The sequence below is a fragment of the Romboutsia sp. genome, from assembly GCF_035470145.1.
Taxonomy (GTDB): domain Bacteria; phylum Bacillota; class Clostridia; order Peptostreptococcales; family Peptostreptococcaceae; genus Romboutsia_D.
Window position 1 is genome coordinate 1 of the sequence record NZ_DATIRC010000264.1, and the last position, 5,085, is coordinate 5,085.

General features: G+C 29.8%; 6 protein-coding genes and 1 other annotated feature. All 6 genes read left to right on the plus strand.

Going from position 1 to position 5,085, the window contains the following annotated elements:
- On the plus strand, positions 1–718 hold a 718-nt coding region (locus VLM92_RS11140), incomplete at its 5' end, for an ROK family protein (protein WP_325276419.1).
- A 211-nt stretch (positions 719–929) separates the two neighbouring features.
- Positions 930–1,394, plus strand: coding sequence for an Rrf2 family transcriptional regulator (locus VLM92_RS11145; RefSeq protein ID WP_325276420.1), 465 nt, complete (start codon positions 930–932; stop codon positions 1,392–1,394).
- A gap of 2 nt (positions 1,395–1,396) precedes the next feature.
- Positions 1,397–2,590 carry a cysteine desulfurase NifS gene (nifS, locus tag VLM92_RS11150; protein WP_325276421.1) on the plus strand — a complete coding sequence of 398 codons (1,194 nt, stop codon included), beginning with the start codon at positions 1,397–1,399 and terminating at the stop codon, positions 2,588–2,590.
- A 45-nt stretch (positions 2,591–2,635) separates the two neighbouring features.
- A complete protein-coding gene (gene nifU, locus VLM92_RS11155; protein WP_325276422.1) occupies positions 2,636–3,085 on the plus strand; it encodes a Fe-S cluster assembly scaffold protein NifU in 450 nt (149 codons plus the stop codon).
- Between the two features lie 167 nt (positions 3,086–3,252).
- The gene (mnmA, locus tag VLM92_RS11160) at positions 3,253–4,329 is read left to right on the plus strand and encodes a tRNA 2-thiouridine(34) synthase MnmA (protein ID WP_325276423.1); all 1,077 of its coding nucleotides are present in this window, start codon (positions 3,253–3,255) and stop codon (positions 4,327–4,329) included.
- Positions 4,330–4,397: 68 nt separating this feature from the next.
- Positions 4,398–4,618 (plus strand) — a binding site (T-box leader).
- A gap of 112 nt (positions 4,619–4,730) precedes the next feature.
- A partial coding sequence (locus VLM92_RS11165) for an alanine--tRNA ligase-related protein (RefSeq protein WP_325276424.1) occupies positions 4,731–5,085 on the plus strand: 355 nt, incomplete at its 3' end.

Below are 5,085 nucleotides of genomic sequence, written 5' to 3' on the forward strand. Positions count from 1 at the left end.
TGTTACTAATAATGGAGCAGTAACATGTGTAAATTTAGGTTTAAAAAATTCATTAATAGCTCCTATTTTAGAAAAACAATTTGAAGGAATAAAAATTTCAATAGGTAATGATGCAAATGTAGCTGCTCTTGCAGAATATTCATATGGTAGTATGAAAGGTTATGATAGTGGTGTGATGATAACGTTAGGAACTGGTATAGGTGGAGGAATAGTTATAAATGGGAAACTTATAACAGGAGCTAATGGAATCGGTGCAGAGATAGGGCATATGATGATATCTAGTAATTACTTTAATTGTAACTGTGGAAATAATGGATGTTTTGAAACTTTCTGTTCGGCTACAGCAATAATAAAGTATGCCCAAAAGTTAGTGCAAGAAGGAAGAAAAACTATTATAATGGAAAAAGCTGAAAACGATATGAATAATATAACTGCCAAAATGGTATTTGACGCATATAAAGAAAGTGATGAAGTGGCTATAGAGGTTGTTAATAGATTTAAAAAGTACTTAGCAATGGGACTTGCTAATATTGTAAACTTTATAGATCCACAAGTTATATCTATAGGTGGAGGAGTTTCAAATGCTAGTGATATAATGCTAGAAGGATTAACACAACAAGTGAAACAACATCTTCCATTTAAAGAAGGTAATATTGGAGAAATAGTAATAGCTAAATTTAAAAATGATGCAGGAATTCTAGGAGCATCAGCTCTTTAATATAAAAAAACTATCTAAAATAAATTTATTTTAGATGGTTTTTAATTATAAGAAAATCAAACTACCAAGGTCTAAAACTCAAGAAATTAATTCCTAGTAAAATAGTATGAATTTAATGTTGACAATAATACTAGGATATAATAAAATGATATTGAAGATAATTCCTACTAAAATGGTAAGGATTAGATTTCAAAGTAAAGGGTGATAAAATATGAAACTATCGACTAAAGGTAGGTATGGACTTAAGGCTATGTTTGAACTGTCATTAAATCAAGATAATGGTCCTGTACCCTTAAAATATATTGCTAAAAAACAAAGTATATCGGATCAATATTTAGAACAAATATTTTCATCTTTGAAAAAATCTGGGCTAGTAAAAAGTGTAAGAGGTGCTCAAGGTGGGTATTTATTAGGTAAAGACCCAGAAAACATAACTGTAGGAGATATACTAACAGTATTAGAGGGTCCAGTATCTTTATCGGATTGCGTATTAGATGAAGATATATGTGAAAATTCAAATGTATGTGTAACAAAAGTAGTTTGGGAAAAAATGAAAAAGGGTATAGAAGAAGTTATACATTCAATTACTCTTCAAGACATGATAAATGATTACAATAAAAATAAACTAGAAAATGATATAACTAATTTAATTATAAAACAGATAGGGGACGAATAAAAATGGAAAAAAGAAGATTATATATGGATTATTCTGCGACAACTCCTGTTAAAAAAGAAGTACTAGAGGAAATGATGCCATATTTAACAGATTATTTTGGAAACGCATCTAGTTTTCATACATTTGGTAGAGAAGCAAAGAGTGCTTTAGATAAAGCTAGAGATCAAGTAGCAAACCTTGTAAATGCAAAACCAAGTGAAATATACTTTACAGCAGGTGGAACAGAAAGTGATAACTGGGCATTAGAAGGTGTAGCTTATGCACATAGAGAAAAAGGTAACCACATAATAACATCAAAAATAGAACACCATGGTATACTTCATACATGTGAATATTTAGAAAAACATCATGGATTTGAAGTAACTTATTTAGATGTTGATTCAGAAGGTAAAGTAAAGTTAGATGAATTAGAAGCTGCGATAAAAGATACTACAATATTAATAAGTATAATGTTTGCTAATAATGAAATAGGAACAATACAACCTATAAAAGAAATAGGTGAAATAGCTAAAAAGCATAATGTATTATTCCACACAGATGCAGTTCAAGCTGCAGGAAACATATCAATAGATGTTAAAGAATTAAATGTAGATTTAATGAGTATGTCTTCACATAAAATATATGGACCTAAAGGAATAGGTGCTTTATATATAAAAACAGGAACTAAGCTTCATACATTTGTTCATGGTGGAGCGCAAGAAAGAAGAAGAAGAGCAGGGACTGAAAATATACCATCAATAGTTGGATATGGAAAAGCTGCACAGTTAGCTAAAGATAATATGCAAAATCATATAAATACGCTTACAACTTTAAGAGCGAAATTAATAAAGGAAATATTAGAGAAAATACCATATACAAGAGTGAATGGTAGTATAGAAGATAGATTACCAGGAAACGTAAACTTCTCGTTTGAATTTATAGAAGGAGAAGGAATACTTCTAATGTTAGATATGTTAGGTATAGCTGCATCAAGTGGATCAGCATGTACTTCAGGATCATTAGATCCATCACATGTTCTTATGGCTATAGGGCTACCTCATGAAATAGCACATGGTTCATTAAGGCTTACAATAGGAGATTTTACAACAGAAGAAGATATAGATTATATAATAGAAAAATTACCAGCAGTTATAGAGAGATTAAGAAGTATGTCTCCTCTTTATGACCAAGTTATAAAAAATAAAGAAGATAAATAATAAAAAGACGGCTACTAAATAAAGATAATCAGGGAGGACGTAAAGATGCAATATAGTGATAAAGTTATGGAACATTTTATGAATCCAAAAAATGTTGGAGAAATAGATAATGCAAGTGGAATAGGTGAAGTTGGAAACGCTAAATGTGGAGATATAATGAGAATATACCTTGATATAGAGGAAGATATAATAAAAGACGTTAAGTTCAAAACATTTGGATGTGGATCAGCAATAGCAAGTTCATCAATGGCTACTGAAATGGTAAAAGGAAAAACTATACATGAAGCATTAGCTGTAACTAACAAAGCAGTTGCAGAAGCTTTAGATGGATTACCACCAGTAAAAATGCATTGTTCAGTGCTTGCAGAACAAGCTATAAAAGCAGCACTAATAGATTATGCTGAGAAGCACAATATTCATATACCAGAATTAGATGGTGTAGTTATAGATCATGATCATGATCATCACCATGATATAGAGGAACAAGAAGCTTAAAAATATATTTAACAATTTAATTTAAATAAAATATCCCTTTTAAGTATATAACCTTAAAAGGGATATTTTTTATGATAACTATATTGACAAATTTTATAAACAGTATTTAAGTTTATACTTTTAAAAATAATGCAAAATATATATAATATAAAGAATGAGGTGATGACATGAAAAAAAGAGTAATGATAGGTATGAGTGGTGGAGTAGATAGTTCAGTTGCAGCATATCTTTTAAAACAACAAGGATATGATGTGATAGGTGTAACTATGAAATTATGGCAAGATGATGATGATGAATTAATAGAAAATGAAGGTGGGTGCTGTTCATTAGCTGCTGTTGAAGATGCAAGAAAAGTAGCAGACAGTATAGGTATACCTTTTTATGTATTAAACTTTAGTGAAGTATTTAAAGAAAAGGTAATAGAACCTTTTATAGATGAATATTTAAATGGAAGAACACCTAATCCATGTATAGCTTGCAATAAGCATATAAAATTTGATGACTTCTTTAAAAAAGCTCGTCAAATAGGATGTGATTATGTAGCTACAGGGCATTATGCAAAAATAGAAAAAGATGAAGAGAGTGGGAGATTTTTACTTAAAAAATCAATTACGGATAAAAAGGACCAAACTTATGCGCTTTATAATTTAACTCAAGAGCAATTAGAACATACTTTACTTCCTATAGGAAATTTTGAAAAAGATAGAGTAAGAGAAATAGCAAAAGAAATGGGAATGGATGTTCACAATAAACCAGATAGTCAAGAAATATGTTTCGTAAAAGATAATGATTATGCTGGATATGTGAAAAAACATTCTAAAAAAAGAATTGAAGAAGGTTATTTTGTAGATACTAAGGGTAATGTTTTAGGAAAACACAATGGAATAATAAATTATACTATAGGTCAAAGAAAAGGTCTAGGAATAGCATTTGGAAAGCCTATGTTTGTTGTTGATATAGATCCTAAGAAAAATACAGTAGTATTAGGAGATAATGAAGAAATATTCAACAAAGAACTTATAGCTAAGGAGGTTAATTTTATACCATTTGATGATATAACTGAGCCTATAAGAGTACAAGCTAAAATAAGATATTCGGCAAAACCGTCTCCAGCTACAGTATATAAAAATGGAGAAAATTCTATAAAAATAGTATTTGATGATCCACAAAGAGCTATAACTAAAGGTCAATCTGTTGTAATGTATGACAACGATGTTGTAATTGGTGGAGGAATAATAGATTAGGTATTGATTAATTATGTAAAATTTAGTAATATAACATATATATAATCAAATGTAAAATTAAATTGATTTTAAATACTGTGATAAGAAGTAGTAAATTATTTGATGTCTTACAGAGAGAGGGAAGTGGTGGAATCCCTTAGAATAAAATAGTTGAAGCAGTCTTTGAGTATCAACCTTGAAATTTTAGTAGAGGTTGACGGTAGTTCCGTTATAACTAAGGTTTTCCGAAGATGTCATAATTTATTATGATAATTAGGGTGGTACCGCGAATATAATCCTCGCCCCTATAAGTTTTTTATAGGCGCGGGGTTTTTAAATTTTAATAACTAATTTAGAGGCAATTAGTTATTATATAAATAAAAATAATTATTATAAAATATACAATGTAGGAGGAAACAAAAATGCAAAAAATGGGATTAAATGAAATAAGAAGTAAATTTTTAAACTTTTTCGAATCTAAAGAACATTACATTAAAGAAAGTGCTTCTTTAGTACCACACAATGATAAGAGTTTATTGCTTATAAACTCAGGTATGGCTCCACTTAAAAACTACTTTGCAGGAGTAGAAGTGCCACCAAGCAAGAGAATGACTACTTGTCAAAAGTGTATAAGAACGGGAGATATAGAAAATGTAGGAAAGACTGCTAGACATGGTACTTTCTTTGAGATGTTAGGAAACTTCTCATTTGGAGATTACTTCAAGAGAGAATCTATAAGATGGGGATGGGAGTTTGTCACAGAGCACTTAAACATAC

What these genes read in the sequence shown, in the direction of transcription:
- mnmA (WP_325276423.1), top strand. Translation starts at nt 3,253, where the DNA reads ATGAAAAAAAGAGTAATGATAGGTATGAGTGGTGGAGTAGATAGTTCA.
- nifU (WP_325276422.1), top strand. Translation starts at nt 2,636, where the DNA reads ATGCAATATAGTGATAAAGTTATGGAACATTTTATGAATCCAAAAAAT.
- VLM92_RS11145 (WP_325276420.1), top strand. Translation starts at nt 930, where the DNA reads ATGAAACTATCGACTAAAGGTAGGTATGGACTTAAGGCTATGTTTGAA.
- nifS (WP_325276421.1), top strand. Translation starts at nt 1,397, where the DNA reads ATGGAAAAAAGAAGATTATATATGGATTATTCTGCGACAACTCCTGTT.